This is a genomic window from Soehngenia sp., from assembly GCF_055108775.1.
Window position 1 is genome coordinate 59,027 of record NZ_JBSQIL010000001.1, and the last position, 16,828, is coordinate 75,854.

Here is a 16,828-nt window from a genome sequence, read left to right on the forward strand (position 1 = left end):
CCGAGTTTTGGTAGTTATTTTAGCTGTTTCTATGGTTTTACCAATACTCATAAGTGCACTTAATTATTAAGTGCATATTTTTTTTGGGTATATAATATCTATCTTAGGAGGGGAGATATAATGGATAAAGATTATAAATTATCTGCTGGAGAGTTAAAAAGTAATTGCTCTTTAGAAGAATATGATTTTGAAACGACTCAAGAACTTGAACCTTTAAGGGGTATTATTGGGCAAGAAAGAGGAACTAAAGCCCTGCAATTTGGGCTTAGAATGGGGAAAAAGGGATATAATATTTATGTTTCTGGGATGAGTGGAACAGGAAGAAGCAGTTTTGCTTATTCAATTGCTGAGGAATTTGCAAAAAATAGACCAGCACCAAAAGATTGGGTTTATGTATACAATTTTTCAAATAGCAGCTCCCCGCAAGCATTGTCTTTTAAGGTTGGAATGGGCAAGGAGTTTAAAAAAGATCTCGAAGGGATGATAACTGATTTAAGAAAAGAAATACCTGAAAAATTTCAAGGGATTGAATATGAAACAAGAATGAATGACATATTTAAAGTGATCAATCAGAAGAAAGCAGATATAGTGAAGAAATTGAATGAGAAGTCTATGCAATATGGTTTTGTTTATACACCAAGCGAAACTGGTCTGGTTTCTGTTCCTGTTAGGAATGGCAGGCCAATGAGTGAAGAAGAATATGCTAATCTTTCTATTGAAGAACGTGAGAAATTAATAACTTCATATGAAGAGTTAAGAAGTGCTACAGTTGAGGAATTTGATGCTTTAAGACTATTGGATGAGGAACTAGAGAAGAGTCTTATACAATTAGATAAGACATTAGCTAGTGAAGTAGTTTCTTATCAAATAAATAAACTTTTAAATAAATATGATGGTTCAGAAAAGACTAAGGAATTTTTTGAGAAATTAGAATTGGATATAATGGAAAACATCAATAGATTTAAAAAGAAATCAACTCCTATGAACTATGGGTTTCCTTTCTACGAAAATATTGAAGAAAGTTTTTTCACGAGATATATGGTAAATTTATTTGTTGACAACTCTCAATTAAAACATGCGCCAATTATAAATGAAACCAATCCTGTTTATATAAACTTAATGGGAAATATCGAGTATAAAAGTTTAATGGGGGTTTTGACAACTGATTTCACGCAAATAAAAGCAGGCTCTCTTCATCAGGCTAATGGCGGATATATAATATTTCAGATGAGAGAGATACTAAATAATCCCATATCTTGGGAAATGTTAAAAAGAGCATTAAAGACTGAGGAGATAAATATTGAAAACTATAATAAACTCTTAGGATTAGCATTGACTGATTCTTTGAAACCAGAACCAATTCCTTTAGATGTAAAAGTTATAATAATTGGCGATATATACACTTATGATTTACTCTACACATATGATGATGATTTTAGAAAATTATTTAAAGTAATGGCAGATTTTGATGTGGAAATGGACAAAAATAAGCAAAATTTAGCAAATATGGGCTATTTCATAGCTAATCAATGTAAGACAAATAACCTTAAACACTTGGATAAAAGAGCTGTTGAAAGGATTATAGAATATAGCTCAAGAGTTGCAGAGCACAAAGATAAATTGAGTACGAACTTTAACCAAATAATTGAGATATTATATGAAGCTGACTTTTGGGCTAGTGAAGATAATGCTGATATGATAAATGAACATCATGTACTAAAAGCAATAGAAGAAAAAATATATCGATCTAACAAATATGAAGAGAAAATAAACGAGATGTTTAAAGAAGGAACATTGATACTTGATATTAAGGGAGAAAAAATAGGGGAGATAAATGGACTTGCTGTTATAGGCACTGGAGAGTATTCTTTTGGAAAGCCAAACAAAATAACAGCTACAGTTTATAGTGGCAAAGAGGGTATATTGCATATTGAAAGGGAAACAAAACAAAGTGGCCCTATTCATACTAAAGGAGTTCTTACACTAAATGGTTATATCGGAGAACGATATGCAAAGATAAAACCTCTTGGGGTCACTATTGGGCTTGGTTTTGAGCAAAGCTACTCATATATTGAAGGGGATAGTGCTTCATGTGCAGAACTATATGCTATACTTTCAGCATTGTCAGGATTTCCTATTAAACAGTCAATAGCAATAACAGGCTCAATGAATCAAAAGGGTAGAGTTCAACCTATTGGAGGAGTAAATGAGAAAATAGAGGGTTTCTTTAGGTTGTGCAAAGAAATTGGTTTTACTGGAGAACAAGGGGTTATAATTCCTAAAAGCAATGTAAAGAATTTGATATTGAGAGATGAAGTCGTTGAAAAAGTTTCAAAGGGAGAATTTAGCATTTATGCAATCGAAGATGTAGAGGACGGCTTAGAGATATTGTTTGGCAAGACAATAGAAGAATTGGATAAGGCCATTTTTGAAAATTTAAAAAAGATCAGAGACGATAAAGAAAGTTAATATAAAAGTGGAGGTAATTACCTCCACTTTTATATTTCTAATTTTAATACTTCGGCTAATTTTAGGGGGCTGCCTTTCATACGTAAGTTAAGAGCGTTGTTTATCATAACGCACATATCTCCTCTAGTCAAATTATCTTTATGAGATAAATGAGAAAGGCCTTCCATGAGTCCTATTTTCTTTGCGATATCTGGCACAGAATCATAAAGTTTAGCTTCTTCAGTGTAGTTTAATGCTCTCATCAATACAGTTTGAAATTGTTGGACAGTTACCAATTGATTAAATCCAAAATTATTTCCACCTACACCAGCTATTAGTTTCTTATTTACAGCCCAATTGATATAGCTGTGGTAAAATGAATTTTCTTGAGTAAAGTCATCAAATTTGATTACTACAGGATATGATTTGGCAGTATTTTCCTCTTTATGAAGTCGACTAATTATTACTACCATATCTTGTCTTTTTAAATATTCATCTAGTCTTAAATTACCAGTTTCATCACCTGTTATAATTCCAATTCTATACAAGTTTTCAGCAATTTTTGCACTATCAGCATAACTCACATTAAGTGGAATTCCTAAAAATAGAGAAAATATCAGTAAAAATACGATCAATTTCTTCATATTATCCCTTCCTTTAACTTAATTATACTATAATATAAACGCTCTTTATATTAAATTAATATTACAGTTAATTAAGACTTGTCATATTGTATAAAAAAGACTATTATCTTTAATAGGATTAATCAAAGAGGAGGATATTTATGAATACGAAATATATATTTGTAACTGGAGGAGTTGTATCTTCTCTTGGAAAAGGGATAACAGCAGCAAGTCTAGGACAACTCTTAAAAAGCAGAGGTTTAAAGGTTACGATACAAAAATTTGACCCTTACATAAATGTAGATCCAGGGACTATGAGCCCTTATCAGCATGGGGAGGTATTTGTAACAGAAGATGGGGCAGAGACAGACCTTGATTTAGGGCATTATGAAAGATTCATAGATGAAAATCTAACTAAAAACAGCAGTGTTACGACAGGAAAAGTTTACTGGTCAGTGTTAAATAAGGAAAGAAATGGAGAATATGGAGGTAGAACTGTTCAAGTAATACCACATATAACAAATGAGATAAAAGAAAGAATAATTAGAGCTTCCAAAGACAGAGAAGTTGATGTTGTAATAACTGAGGTTGGAGGTACTGTAGGAGATATAGAATCTTTGCCTTTCTTAGAGGCTATCAGACAGATTAAATATGATGTTGGTAAAGAAAATGTAATGTATATCCATGTAACATTGGTACCATATTTGAGTAAAGCTGGGGAATTGAAGACAAAACCAACACAACACAGCGTTAAAGAATTAAGAAGTATTGGAATCCAGCCAGATGCTCTTATTTGCAGAACTGAAAAACCACTAGGTGAAGATTTAAAAGCGAAGATAGCACTTTTTTGTGATTTAGAAAAGGAAGAAGTAATAGAAAATGGAGATGTAGAAAGCATATATGAAATCCCTCAAAAATTAGAAAATGAAGGATTAGGTAAATTAGTAGTAAGGCATCTGAATCTGGATTGCAAAGAGCTTGATTTATCAGAGTGGAATAAAGTAGTGGAAAGAGTTAAAAATTTAAGTAAACAAGTAAGAATAGCTCTAGTCGGTAAATACGTAGAGCTAAAGGATGCTTATCTTTCTGTTATAGAAGCTCTAAACCACGGGGGGATTTACAATGATGCAGAAGTCATAATAGACATGATATCCTCTGAAGAAATAACAGATGAAAATGCTGAAAAAATCCTAAAAGATTACGATGGAATAATTGTCCCTGGTGGTTTTGGAGATAGAGGCATAGAAGGTATGATTAGCTCAATAAAGTATGCAAGAGAAAACAATGTGCCTTATTTTGGAATATGTTTAGGCATGCAACTTGCAACAATTGAATTTGCGAGGAATGTATTGGGACTAGCAAATGCAAATAGTACTGAAATTGATAAAGACACTAAGTATCCGATCATAGATTTAATGCCCGATCAAAAGGAAATATACAGGATAGGCGGAACTCTAAGGCTCGGGGTATATCCATGCAGATTAAGCGAAGACACAAAAGCTAGAAATATATATAATGAAGAAATAATTTATGAAAGACATAGGCACAGATATGAATTCAATAACGAATTTAAAAAACCAATGGAAGACAAAGGTATGGTTTTTTCGGGAATGTCTCCTGATGGAAGATTGGTAGAAATGATAGAAATAAAAGATCACCCTTGGTTTATTGGATCTCAATTCCATCCTGAATTTAAATCAAGACCTACTAGAAGTCATCCACTTTTTAAAGACTTCATAAGAGCAAGTTTAGAAAATAAAGTGGAAAAAAAGTCGGATCATTAGATCCGACTATTCTGTTCTTATGGCATCTATCGCTGACAATTTCATCGCTCTTCGGGCAGGGTAATAACCTGAGATTACTCCTATCAATGCAGAAAATGCAAGACTTGCAAAGACCAACCAAATTGGAATAATTGAAATTTTACTATCCAAACCAGTACCCATAAAGTTTCCAAAACTGCCTCCAAATCTGTTTATAAAGAATGATAAAAGATAGCTTACACCAATTCCAAGTATTCCGCCTAAAAGTCCTATCAAAGCTGATTCAAACAAAAATAATTTTTTGATATCATTGATAGAAGCACCAATTACCTTCATAATGCCAATTTCTCTTGTCCTTTCGTATATGCTCATTACCATGGTGTTGGTTATTCCTATAGCAGCTACCAATAAAGAGATGGCACCTATTCCACCCAATGCTAATTGGATAGATCTTGCAGTTTGTTTCATTGCCTCAAGTTGATCGTTTAGGCTGTATGCTTCAAAACCCAAAGCTTTAATTTGATCTTGGACTTCTTTTACATTGTTCATATCATCAACTTTAACCGTTATATTTTGGTATTCATCTTTGCCTTTATTTGGTGTAGGTTTTTGATTTTCTGCTTTTTCTTTATCTTTTATCATTTTTTTAACATCTGCCATAGGCATATAAACTGCATAACTATGTTCATAGTTTTCTTGTGTTAATATACCTGCGACCTTTATCTTATAAGACTTATAGTTAACGGTATCTAAATTAGGATCAGACCAGCCATAATTTGGATTTAATGTGATCATTAACTTATCTTTCATAAGATCCACTTTTGGCTCTCTCCAAACAGTAGCTTTTGGATTATAAAAGCTCATCGCTACTTGCCCGCCAAAAACTGCAGTCATTTCATCGGAAACTTCCAACAATCTTCCTTCAGCTATCTCAAATCCAAAATCCTGCATTACCTTTGGATCTATTCCGCGAATTGGGATACTTGTTATATATTTTCCGTTTATAACTGTACCATAGGTTTCCACGATTGGATTTACTGCAACAACATGGGGTATAGCTTTAAAACTAGCTACTGCTTCATCATTCAAATAGACTTCTTTATTTCCTCCTCCGGGAATCCCTGGATCTGACCATTTAGGGTAGATATTTATGTTAGTTAAACTTCCCCATTGAGAAAGCTGATCTTCAAAAGCTTGAGTTAAGCCAAATCCTATGCTAAGCATAACGATAATTGAGGCCGCACCAATTATTACACCAAGAACTGTAAGAAAAGTCCTAAGTTTTCTTCTCCACAAATTTTTAATTCCCATATAAATGAGATCTAGACTATTCATTTAAATCCAAGTCCTCTATTTCTTTTTTAGATTTTCTTTTCTTACGGATTATAAGACCGATAACAACCAGTGCAGCTGCGCCTAATCCTACAAACATCCATATATTTGGCCCTCCATTGTCAGGTTCTATTGGAGGCAATTCTGGATATTCAGGTGATGGAGCCATTTCCATGACATTTAGTGTAAATTCCTTTCTGATCTCTTGCATTTGACCTGTGGAGTCTTCAAATGAAAAGACCAAAGCTCCTTTAACTTCACCAGATTGATATGGTATTACATATCCTTCAAAATATTCACTACTTCCAGATTGAAAGTTTCCTACAAAATATTGTCCGTTTTCAGTTTGAAAGTCTCCCTCTAATTTTACCATCATATTATATAAAGTTACTTTCCCTGTGTTAAAAAATTCTACAGAAATAGGAGTTGGCTGGCCTACATAAGCTTCTTGAACATATCCTATTTCACTTGTTTCTAGTTTAGATTCTTGTACCACTGGTACACCAATCAATTCAGTCGCAGTATATTCATTTCCATTTGTATCTTCATATTCAAAATGAGCAGTTAAAGTATAAGTTTTGGCTTGAGCATCAGGTACAGTAAACATTACTATATTTTTTTCCACTTTTCCTTTTGGTGCAATAGAATCAATATAAAAAGTATTAGAGCTATCTACAGGTGTAAATACACTTCCTCCAGAAGACTGAGTATCTGGGTTTGTAACAGTATCTGCAGTTAAAAATATCTTTATATTTTTAACTGTTTTAGTGCTGTTAGTATTAAAGAATGATAAACTCATAGTGAAGTTTTGACCTGCTTTGACTAATTTTGGCTCAAAACTGTATTTGTCTACTATCAATTTTGGTTTGCCTTTTGTAGTATCTTCTCCTGGCCTGTCGGCTACATAAGCATTTAGTCCGACATATTGCTCAATACTATATTTTTCATTTCCACTGTAAATATCTTGATATTCAACCGTTATCTTGATTGGATAATTTCTTGTAATAGCATCTTGAGTTGGAGAAAACAAAAACCTGATATTTTTGCTTTCGCCAGATTTCAAACCATCTATTTTTATGATTGAATTGCTTTTGGGGACAATTTGAGGGTCTTGGCTTTCAGCTCTTATTATTATATTTGATGCAGAAATTGGTCCTGAATTTAGCAAATTAAAACTTACTTGAAAATTTTCATTAGGAGTTATTTGTTTTGTATCAAAAACCATATCTTTAATCTCTAAATTTGAGGATTGTGTAGATGTCTGACTAATTGTAACATACACCTTTTGAGTTTCCTCTATTCCATTGTATTTAAAAGTTATTTCCAACTCATAGGTTCCACTGCTTATTGAGGACGCTGCTTTGAGATTGTAAGTGATATATCCAGTTGAATTAGCTTTTATATTGCTTATAAAACCTGCATCGGAGCCGGATTCTAAAAATATGGTATCTTTACTAAGACCAGATAGTTTAGTTGATATGTTTGATATGTCTGAATCTCCTATATTTTTATAGAAGATACTAGCTTGAAAACTTTGCCCTTTGGCAATAAACTCTGGATTTGTTGCAAGTTTGGTAACTAGTATCTTAGGTTGAATTGCTGAACTGTTTATCTTGACATATATAGTTATATCTTTGCTTCCATGTTCTATGACTATGCTGTCATTAGATGCACTAGTTACATAATCATATTGAAAATTTAACTTCAATGGGTAAATACCAGATGGTGTATTAGGTAGTACATTTAATTTCAATTCAAAAGGTTGATATGGATTTGTTATTGCAATACTTTCTGTTATATTACTTGGCAAAAAAGGTGTACCTTCGCCTAGTTGTGGTGTTAATATTATGTTTGATGCTGAATTTATATTGTCAAGTTGCAATGATATTGTATTGACTTTTCCAGCTTGAAGTTGAGGCATATCCTGATTTTTTATTGTGATATTTGGTGCGGGAATTATGATTGAAGCTAAAGATATATTGCTTATCGGTATAAACATAAAAATAAAGACAAGAACAAAGCAAATTACTCGTTTCAATTGACAACATCTCCTTTAAGTAGTAGTTCTTCTACATTTTCAATTTTGCCATCTCTCATATGAAAAATTCTATTAGCATATCTAGAAATTTCATTATCATGAGTTACTATTACTAGGGTTTGATTCAATTCTTTAGACATTGAAGTTACTAAATCCATGATTTCAAAAGTTGTTTTTGTATCGAGATTTCCAGTCGGTTCGTCAGCAAAAACAATTTTAGGGTTACCTACGAAAGCTCTTGCTATACTTACTCTTTGTTGCTGTCCACCACTCATTTCAGATGGTTTATGATGAAGTCTATTGCCTAATCCAACATTTTTTAGCATCTCGGTAGCTTTTTTATCACGAATTTTTCTAGGAACTCCCCTAAATGTCAAAACCAAACTCACATTTTCTAAAGCTGTTAGAGTTGGTATAAGATTATATGACTGAAACACAAACCCTATGTTTTTTTGTCTGAATTTAGTCAACTGCTTTTCATTCATATTTTCCAAATGCATATTATTGACAATAATTTCACCTTTTGTAGGTTTTTCAAGTCCTGCCATCATATTTAGCAAAGTACTTTTTCCAGAGCCAGATGTTCCTATAATGCATACAATTTCCTTTTTATATATTTCTAAATTGACATTATTTAAAGCTATTATCTTTTCATCACCCATTTTATAGATTTTAATTAAATTTTTTGTAGCGATTATTTTATCCAGAATTGATCACCTCCTGATCTTTATCTCAGTTTACCACAATTAGTGGCTAAAGTAGTTACAAAATGTTTACGAATTGTAAAAATAAGTAATATTTACCGTATAGAAGAAACGTTTTCTCTATGTTATAATTAAGACAAAGATTTGATATAGGAGGAGTCTAAATGGAAAAAGCTATGGTAAGGATGAGAATGAGTGCACATGATGCTCACTATGGTGGAAATTTAGTGGACGGAGCTAGAATGTTAGGTTTGTTTGGTGATGTTGCTACTGAGCTACTAATAAGACTAGATGGAGATGAAGGCCTATTTGTTGCATATGACAAGGTTGAATTTAAAGCACCGGTGTTTGCAGGGGATTATATAGAAGCTTATGGTGAAATAGTAAATATTGGGAACACATCAAGAAAAATGAAATTCGAAGCTAGAAAAGTTATTCAAGCTAGACCGGATATTAACGAATCTGCTTGCGATGTTTTAGAAGAGCCTATCATAGTATGCATAGCTGAAGGAACTTGTGTTGTCCCTAAAGACAAGAAAAGAAAATAGAGGTGATTAAAATGGATAAACTTATTATAACAGCTGCAATCTGCGGAGCTGAAGTGACAAAAGAAAACAATCCAAATGTACCATATACAGTAGAAGAAATAGCTAGAGAAGCAGAAAGTGCATACAAAGCTGGTGCAAGTATAATTCATCTACATGTCAGAGAAGATGATGGGACTCCTACTCAAAGAAAAGAAAGATTCAAGGAATGTATGGATGCAATAAGAACAAAATGCCCAGATGTTATAATACAACCCTCAACTGGTGGAGCTGTCGGTATGACTGACGAAGAAAGACTTCAACCTACAGAATTATATCCAGAAATGGCAACTCTTGACTGTGGGACTTTAAATTTTGGTGGGGATGAAATATTTGTAAACACTGAAAACACTATAAAAAATTTTGCTAATATAATGAATGAAAGAGATATTAAACCTGAGATAGAAGTTTTTGACAAAGGTATGGTAGACTATGCAATAAAATATCATAAACAAGGGTATATCAAAGCACCTATGCATTTCGATTTTGTGTTGGGTGTTCAAATGGCTGCGACAGCCAGAGATTTAGCGTTTTTAGTAGATTCAATACCAGAAGGCTCGACTTGGACAGTCGCAGGGATAGGTAAAAATCAATTTCCTATGGCTACTTTAGCAATCGTCATGGGTGGACATGTAAGAGTAGGATTTGAAGATAATACCTATATTTCAAAAGGAGTATTGGCTAAATCTAATGGGGAATTAGTAGAAAAAGTAGTAAGAATTGCTAAAGAATTAGGGAGAGAAATTGCTACCCCAAATGAAGCTAGAGAAATATTGGGATTAAAACCATTAAAAGCTTAACAATTTATAAAGATATGATATAATTGATACTAGGAATACTGGTATCAATTATCTTTTCTTAAGGCTTGTATAAAAGGGCTCATATTACTTGCACATTTTTTTCCTTTTTTATATTCAGGTCGTTTTCATTAAATTGGTCTTTATATCCAAATGAAAGGAGAATGATTATGAAGTTATTTATCGACACAGCAAACATTGATGAGATTAAAGAAGTCAATAGTTGGGGCGTACTAAGCGGGGTAACAACCAATCCAAGCTTGATTGCAAAGGAAGGAAAGGTTTTCGAAGATGTTGTTGAGGAAATAACAAAGATAGTAGATGGCCCGATTAGTGCAGAAGTAATCTCATTAGAAGCCGAAGGAATGTTAAAAGAAGCAAGAGAACTTGCAAAAATCCACAAAAATATAACTATAAAAGTTCCTATGACAAAAGAGGGACTTAAAGCAGTAAATGTTTTATCAAAAGAGGGCATAAAGACAAATGTGACCCTTGTTTTTACTCCTAATCAAGCGCTATTAGCAGCTAAAGCTGGAGCTAATTTCGTAAGCCCATTTATTGGTAGGCTTGATGATATTAGCACAGAAGGAATACCACTAATAAAAGATATAGTCCAAATATTTAATATTTACTCGATTCAGACTGAAGTAATAGCAGCAAGCATTAGACATCCTATGCATGTAATCGAGTCTGCGAAGGCTGGAGCTCATATTGCTACAATACCATATAAAGTTTTTATTCAGATGTTAAATCATCCTTTAACTGATAGTGGTATTGATAGGTTTTTGAAGGATTGGGAAGGAGTAAAAACTAAATAAGGAGGAAAAAAATGGATAGAAGTCTTGCGATTAATTTAGCTAGAGTAACTGAGGCTGCTGCACTATCAAGTGCTAAACTCATGGGAAGAGGAGACAAAAATGAGGCAGATCAGTTGGCAGTTGATGCGATGAGAAGGATGTTTGATACTATAAACATCGATGGCGTTGTGGTCATAGGAGAAGGTGAAATGGATGAAGCTCCTATGTTATACATCGGAGAGCAGATAGGGCATTCTACTGATGGCTGTATGAAAGTTGATATAGCAGTTGATCCACTTGACGGTACTCAGTCTGTAGCAAATGGATATCCTAATGCTATATCTGTTGTAGCTGTCGCACCTAGAGGGTGTTTGCTTAATGCCCCAGACATGTATATGGAAAAGATCGCAGTGGGGCCAAAGGCTAAAGGAGTTATAAACATCAAGGCTTCTGTTAGAGAGAATATATTAAATGTCGCAAGGGCACTAAACAAAGATGTATCTGAGGTAACCGTCTGCGTGCTTGAGAGGGAGAGACACAAAAAATTAGTTGAAGAGATAAGAGAAGCTGGTGCTAGAATAAAATTCATAACTGACGGGGACGTCTTAGGAGCGATGAACACTTGTTTTGAAGAAGCAAATGTTGATATATTACTCGGTAGCGGTGGAGCGCCTGAAGGAGTACTTGCAGCTTGTGCTTTGAAATGTTTAGGCGGAGAAATACAAGGGATATTACTTCCAGAAAATGAAGCACAAATCGAAAGATGCAAAAAAATGGGAGTAGATATAGATAAAGTATACACAATAGACGATTTGGTTAAAGGAAATGAAGTCGCATTTTCTGCGACAGGAGTTACTTATGGGGAGCTTCTTGCTGGAGTTAAATATTTAGACAACAACAAAGCAATCACAGAAACATTAGTTTTAAGAGCAGAAACAGGCACAGTTAGATTTATAAAATCTATACATCAATTAGATAAAAAGCCTGGATATGCAAAATAATAGTTAAGAGGTGTAACATTGGATCAGGATATTTTATACAATAAGAAACTACAGGAATTAAGAGAAATAGCTAAAGCATACAATATCCCAGGCTACTATAAGTACAAGAAAGAAGAGCTCATCAATCTAATTATGGGAAAAGACCCTTATGAAGATGTTGATGATGAACTGGATATTTATGATGAAATTGATACAGAAGTTGTTCAAAATGAAGATCAAACAAAAGAAGAAATAAAAATTGATTTAAAAGACATAGATATAGAAGATCTTTCGGAAAATGCTAGTAGCGAGATGGAGCAACTAGAAGACATCGACTTATTAGAAGGAGTATTGGAACTACATGCTGACGGATATGGTTTTTTAAGGCGTCAAAACTACATGCCTGGAGATGATGATGTTTACGTATCCCCTTCTCAAATAAGAAGATTTCATTTACAGACTGGAGACAAAATAACTGGGATAACCAGACCACCTAAACAAGGTGAAAAATTTAGCGCTCTGCTTTATGTAAAAGCTGTGAATGACATGCCGCCAGCAACAGCTATCAACAGACCTGATTTTGAAAGCTTAACGCCTATTTATCCTAATAAAAGGTTGAAACTTGAGACAAGCCCAACTGAATATGCTACCAGGATAATAGATTTAGTAGCACCTATAGGAAAAGGTCAAAGAGGAATGATAGTCTCTCCTCCAAAGGCTGGTAAAACAACACTTTTAAAAATGATAGCAAACGGTATTGCTCAAAATCATCCTGAAGTCGAAATGATCATTCTCTTGATAGATGAAAGACCTGAAGAAGTAACAGATATGAAAAGATCTGTTAAAGGGGATGTTATATATTCAACATTCGATGAACTGCCTAAAAATCATACAAGAGTCGCTGAGATGGTTTTAGAAAGGGCAAAGAGATTAGTAGAGCATGGCAAGGATGTTGTCATACTTTTAGATAGCATAACAAGACTTGCAAGAGCTTATAATTTAAGCATTCCACCAACGGGTAGAACTTTATCTGGAGGACTTGATCCAGGAGCTCTTCACAAACCTAAGAGATTCTTTGGGGCTGCGAGAAATTTAGAAGAGGGTGGAAGCCTTACGATTTTAGCTACTGCACTAGTAGATACGGGCAGCAGAATGGATGATGTTATCTTTGAAGAGTTTAAAGGAACGGGTAATATGGAAATACACTTAGACAGAAAGTTATCTGAAAAAAGAATTTTCCCTGCAATAGATATTTATAAATCAGGTACAAGAAAAGAAGAATTGTTGATGAACCAAAAAGAACAAGAAACCGTCTGGGCTATTAGAAAAGCTTTTGGAAATGCATCCACTCAAGAGGTAACTGAATTTTTGATAAATAAAATTGTATCGACAAAGACCAATGAAGAATTTATTGAAGAAATGAGAAATAAAATTTGGTTCTAGTTGAAATATATAAAATTTTGTGATACAATAATTTAGCTAATGTTTAGAGTTAATTGTACGAAACTCTTCGAAGAGAGGTGAAAAGAATGAAATCAGATATTCATCCAGAATACAAACAAGCAACAGTAACTTGCGCTTGTGGGAATACTTTTACAACAGGCTCAACAAAAGAAGAACTAAGAGTTGAAATTTGTTCAGAATGCCACCCATTCTTTACAGGCAAACAAAAGCTTGTAGAAAGAGGTGGACGTGTAGAGAAATTCAAGAAGAAATACAGCATGGATTAATTTCTCAAAGACTAGGTTAGCTGCGTGTGCATCTAACCTTATTTTTTTAGAAGGGAAGAAGATTATGTCAGAGAACATTAAAGTTATAACAAAACCTATTCATAAGACATCAATTGGTGGACAGGCTTTGATCGAAGGCATTTTAATGAGAGGACCTGAAAAAGTTTCAATTGCTGTTAGAAAACCTAATGGCGAAATAGACTTAAAAGTAGAGGAGTCGTTGCCATTAAATAAGAAAAACAAAATATTATCTCTACCTATAATAAGAGGAATGCTAGGGCTGATAGATTCATTAAAAATTGGAATGAGTGCTTTGATGTATTCAGCTGAATTTTTTGATGAAAATCCAGAAGATGATAAGAAAGAAGGTAAAGATAGTTTATTTAACCGAATATTTAAAGAAAAATCTGAAGATGTAGCAATGGGATTAACAGTATTTTTATCTATAGCTATTGCTATTGGTGTTTTTATGATACTTCCAAACTTTTTGACAAATTTATTTGCTAATAGAGTCGAAAGCTCTGTTTTTTTAAATTTAATAGAAGGGATAATAAGGATTTTTATTTTCTTCTTATATATAGTTTGGGTTTCAAAACTTGAAGATGTAAGAAGAGTATTTGAATATCACGGTGCAGAGCATAAAAGTATACATGCATACGAAAATGGTGTTCCATTGACAGTTGATAATGTAAAGAAATTTTCTATTCTTCATCCAAGATGTGGAACAAGCTTTTTATTTATGGTCATGATAGTTAGTATAATAGTATTGTCGTTTTTCGGCTGGCCAAATCCAGTCATGAGAGTTGTGACTAGAATAGTAATGTTGCCTGTAATAGCTGGCATATCATATGAAATAAATAGATTCATAGGCAAAAGCAACTCAAAACTATGTTATTACCTTTCTTATCCTGGGCTTATGATACAAAAATATGCTACCGTTAAAGAACCCGATGAATCACAAATTGAAGTTGCCATAAAAGCATTAGAAGCTGTAATACCTGAAAACAAGGAGGCAGATTTGTGGTAATTAAAGATTTGCTTGTTGAAGGTGTAGATTTATTAAAGCAAAACTCGAATATAAATCCATTGTTTGAAGCGCAAGTAATATTGTCAAAACTCTTGAATGTTGATAAATCTTTTTTGATTGCTCATGAAGATTTAGAAGTAAAAAAAACAATTGAAGATGAATATTTTAACATCATCAAGAATAGAAAAGAAGGATACCCTCTTCAATATTTATTGGGAGAGGTAGAATTTTATGGATATAAATTTAAGGTCAGAGAGGGAGTTCTCATCCCTCGTCCTGACACTGAAATATTGGTTTCGTTCATAATAGAATATATAAACCAAAAAAAATTAACAAATTATAGGCTACTAGAGATAGGGGTAGGAAGTGGAGCTATAATTCTCTCTATTGCTAAAAGCTGCCCTAACGGAAACTTAGTTGGAGTAGATATATCTGAGATTGCTTTAGAGGTTGCCAAAGAAAATCAAAAAAACTTAGGGATATCAAATGTAGAATTAATTAAAAGCGATTTATTTGAAGCTTTTCATTCAAATACTAATGATACTACCGAAAACTTTGACATAATAGTTTCTAATCCACCTTATATTGATAGGGAAGAAATGTTAAATTTACAAAGAGAAGTAAAATACGAACCTCAAATTGCACTTTTTGGGGGAGATGATGGACTTTTTTACTACAAAGCTATAGCAGATGAGGCTAGGTATCATCTGAAAAATGGAGGTATATTAGCATTCGAGATAGGACTAAAGCAAGGAGAAAAAGTCAAGGAGATATTGTTAAACTTTGGTTATAGAGATATTTCCATATTAAAGGATTTTGAACAAAGAGACAGAGTAGTAGTTGCATATAAAGATTAGAGGTGGTTTTATGCCTGTTTTATTGGAATTGTTCCTATCTTTTTTTAAAATAGGGGCTTTTAGCTTTGGAGGAGGCTATGCTATGCTTCCTTTCATTGAAGAGGTAGTCATAAATGAACAAAATTGGCTTAGTACTACTGAATACATAGATATATTGGCTATAGCTGAAATGACGCCAGGACCCATAGCTATAAATTCGGCCACATTTATAGGATATAAAGTTGGAGGTGTCCTAGGCTCTGCTGTTTCGACACTCGGAGTAGTATTGCCTTCGTTTATAGTCATTAGTTTGATGTTTTACTTAATTTCAAAATATCAAAATACTAAAATTGTCGATTGGATTTTTCAAGGTATTAGACCACTCATATCCGGACTTATTTTAGCAGCTTTTTTTAGTGTTTTTAACAATGCTGTCATGGATTTCAAGGCTGTGATCATTTCGATTTGTGTATTCTTTTTAGTTTTTGTAAAGAAAATCAATCCCATCTTGTGCATTTTGATCGCTGGACTACTAGGGATAGTTCTTTACTAGGAGTGATAATATTGAAAAAATATTTAAATTTATTTTCCATATTTTTTAAAATAGGTGCCTTTACATTTGGAGGAGGCTATGCAATGGTACCTATCATGGAAAGGGAGATTGTAGAAAATAAGAAACTTATAAATAGCGAAGAATTTATCGATATGTTAGCGTTGGCTCAAGCTTCTCCCGGCCCTATCGCAGTAAATACGAGTATATTTATAGGGTACAAATTAAATGGAATATTGGGTGCTTTAACCTGCCTTTTGGGGACTGTCCTACCATCATTTTCAATCATTTTAATTGTAGCAATATTTTTTAACCAGTTTAAGAATATATCAATCGTAAATAAAATATTTTCAGGGATTAGACCTGCTATTGCAGCGCTTATTTTATCAAGCGTCATAACTATGATAAAAAAGGGAGATAATCTAAAAAATAGAGTTATCTTAGCTTTGATTGTAGCGACTTTAGTTGGATTTTTAGATATAAGTCCAATATTGATTATAATTTTTGGTGCGATATTTTCAGTGACAGTTAATTATTTTAGAATTAAGTAAACCTTTAATATTGAAAAAAAACAAAATTTAAAATATAATAGTAATATGGATTATTGTGTGTAATATTA

At 33.2% G+C, this 16,828-nt stretch carries 16 protein-coding genes; 12 read left to right on the plus strand and 4 right to left on the minus strand.

Translation table 11 applies throughout. The annotated features are described in order from the left end of the window. Window positions 1-120 precede the first annotated feature (120 nt). Window positions 121-2,469, plus strand: a complete 2,349-nt coding sequence (locus tag ACTB1H_RS00245) for an AAA family ATPase (protein WP_463260822.1) — start codon at window positions 121-123, stop codon at window positions 2,467-2,469. A gap of 29 nt (window positions 2,470-2,498) precedes the next feature. Here the strand turns inward: ACTB1H_RS00245 and ACTB1H_RS00250 are convergent, their stop codons facing one another. Beyond that, entirely contained in the window at window positions 2,499-3,092 is a 594-nt protein-coding gene (locus ACTB1H_RS00250; protein WP_463260823.1) for an S-layer homology domain-containing protein, read from the minus strand. Window positions 3,093-3,232: 140 nt separating this feature from the next. Between ACTB1H_RS00250 and ACTB1H_RS00255 the strand changes: the two genes are divergently transcribed. Then, window positions 3,233-4,855, plus strand: coding sequence for a CTP synthase (locus tag ACTB1H_RS00255; RefSeq protein WP_463260824.1), 1,623 nt, complete (start codon window positions 3,233-3,235; stop codon window positions 4,853-4,855). A 6-nt stretch (window positions 4,856-4,861) separates the two neighbouring features. Here the strand turns inward: ACTB1H_RS00255 and ACTB1H_RS00260 are convergent, their stop codons facing one another. From ACTB1H_RS00260 to ACTB1H_RS00270, 3 genes are read right to left on the minus strand one after another with little or no spacing between them, the layout of a single operon-like run. Beyond that, on the minus strand, window positions 4,862-6,169 hold the full coding sequence (locus tag ACTB1H_RS00260; RefSeq protein ID WP_463260825.1) for an ABC transporter permease: 1,308 nt from the start codon (window positions 6,167-6,169) through the stop codon (window positions 4,862-4,864). Further along, window positions 6,162-8,165: a COG1361 S-layer family protein gene (locus tag ACTB1H_RS00265; RefSeq protein ID WP_463260826.1), complete on the minus strand. Its 2,004-nt coding sequence runs from the start codon at window positions 8,163-8,165 to the stop codon at window positions 6,162-6,164. Before ACTB1H_RS00265 ends, ACTB1H_RS00260 begins: the two co-directional genes overlap by 8 nt. A 35-nt stretch (window positions 8,166-8,200) precedes the next feature. Continuing rightward, a complete protein-coding gene (locus ACTB1H_RS00270; protein WP_463260827.1) occupies window positions 8,201-8,866 on the minus strand; it encodes an ABC transporter ATP-binding protein in 666 nt (221 codons plus the stop codon). A gap of 206 nt (window positions 8,867-9,072) precedes the next feature. Here ACTB1H_RS00270 and kal point away from each other — a divergent pair, with 206 nt between their 5' ends. The 10 genes from kal (at window position 9,073) to ACTB1H_RS00320 (ending at window position 16,760) form a co-directional block, all read left to right on the plus strand. Continuing rightward, window positions 9,073-9,456 (plus strand): 3-aminobutyryl-CoA ammonia lyase, encoded by a 384-nt coding sequence (kal, locus tag ACTB1H_RS00275; protein ID WP_463260828.1) that lies wholly within the window; start codon window positions 9,073-9,075, stop codon window positions 9,454-9,456. A gap of 11 nt (window positions 9,457-9,467) precedes the next feature. After that, window positions 9,468-10,292 (plus strand): 3-keto-5-aminohexanoate cleavage enzyme, encoded by an 825-nt coding sequence (gene kce / locus ACTB1H_RS00280; protein WP_463260829.1) that lies wholly within the window; start codon window positions 9,468-9,470, stop codon window positions 10,290-10,292. A 167-nt stretch (window positions 10,293-10,459) separates the two neighbouring features. Continuing rightward, the gene (fsa, locus tag ACTB1H_RS00285) at window positions 10,460-11,107 is read left to right on the plus strand and encodes a fructose-6-phosphate aldolase (protein ID WP_463260830.1); all 648 of its coding nucleotides are present in this window, start codon (window positions 10,460-10,462) and stop codon (window positions 11,105-11,107) included. 11 nt (window positions 11,108-11,118) lie between these two features. Continuing rightward, window positions 11,119-12,087 (plus strand): class II fructose-bisphosphatase, encoded by a 969-nt coding sequence (gene glpX, locus ACTB1H_RS00290; RefSeq protein ID WP_463260831.1) that lies wholly within the window; start codon window positions 11,119-11,121, stop codon window positions 12,085-12,087. Window positions 12,088-12,105: 18 nt separating this feature from the next. After that, window positions 12,106-13,509, plus strand: a complete 1,404-nt coding sequence (gene rho, locus ACTB1H_RS00295; protein ID WP_463260832.1) for a transcription termination factor Rho — start codon at window positions 12,106-12,108, stop codon at window positions 13,507-13,509. A gap of 86 nt (window positions 13,510-13,595) precedes the next feature. Further along, entirely contained in the window at window positions 13,596-13,796 is a 201-nt protein-coding gene (gene rpmE, locus ACTB1H_RS00300) for a 50S ribosomal protein L31 (RefSeq protein ID WP_463260833.1), read from the plus strand. A 64-nt stretch (window positions 13,797-13,860) separates the two neighbouring features. After that, a complete protein-coding gene (locus ACTB1H_RS00305; protein ID WP_463260834.1) occupies window positions 13,861-14,823 on the plus strand; it encodes a DUF1385 domain-containing protein in 963 nt (320 codons plus the stop codon). Next, window positions 14,817-15,680: a peptide chain release factor N(5)-glutamine methyltransferase gene (prmC, locus tag ACTB1H_RS00310; protein WP_463260835.1), complete on the plus strand. Its 864-nt coding sequence runs from the start codon at window positions 14,817-14,819 to the stop codon at window positions 15,678-15,680. The genes ACTB1H_RS00305 and prmC overlap by 7 nt, the downstream gene beginning before the upstream one ends. 10 nt (window positions 15,681-15,690) lie before the next feature. Continuing rightward, window positions 15,691-16,212, plus strand: a complete 522-nt coding sequence (locus ACTB1H_RS00315; RefSeq protein WP_463260836.1) for a chromate transporter — start codon at window positions 15,691-15,693, stop codon at window positions 16,210-16,212. An 11-nt stretch (window positions 16,213-16,223) separates the two neighbouring features. Continuing rightward, a complete protein-coding gene (locus ACTB1H_RS00320) occupies window positions 16,224-16,760 on the plus strand; it encodes a chromate transporter (protein ID WP_463260837.1) in 537 nt (178 codons plus the stop codon). Window positions 16,761-16,828: the final 68 nt, after the last annotated feature.